The organism is Wolbachia endosymbiont of Tuta absoluta (assembly GCF_059414725.1).
Genome location: NZ_JBNRJY010000613.1, coordinates 1 through 635 on the forward strand (window position 1 = coordinate 1; position 635 = coordinate 635).

Genomic DNA, 635 nt, shown 5'->3' on the forward strand with positions numbered 1-635 from the left:
ACGTGAGAAAACGGGAGATTTTCAATCAAAAAAGCTTGGAAGCGTGGCATAAAATTACCGACTGGAATGCATTTGCCGAATTTGCAAATGAGCAAGGTGGCAAAACTCAGTCAGAGATGCTGGGGCAATATTAGTAGACAAACAATTCATCGAGCACTTAAAAATATAGGATTCACAAGAAAAAAAAGACCTACGGATATCAAGAAAGAAATGAAGAAAAGCGAGCTCAATTTTCAAAGGTTATAGCAACAAAAGAACCTAAAGAATTAGTGTATATAGATGAGTCTGGCATTGATAACACTGAACCTATGGGTATTGCCAGAAAGGACAGCGGTTTTATGCCCTAAAATCTGGAAAGAAAACTCAACGAATTAGCATGGTTGCAGCCTTAAGTGGAAGAAAAATAATTGCTCCGTTAACCTTTAAAGGCCACTGCAATATGGATATCTTTAATAAATGGTTTGAGCAGTTTCTGACACCGATTTTGGAACCTGGACAAACTGTTATCCTTGATAATGCTACTTTTCATAAGTCTAATAAGATTTGCTAAAGGAGTTGGTGCAGAAATTTTATATCTTCCTCCATATTCTCCAGATTTCAACAAAATTGAGCATTATTGGTTTGCTATAAAAAAC

The 635-nt window shown here is 36.1% G+C and carries 1 pseudogene; it reads left to right on the plus strand.

The features are described 5' to 3' along the window. A pseudogene (locus ACJ5GX_RS06860) lies at positions 1 to 635 on the plus strand (IS630 family transposase); the annotation flags it as partial.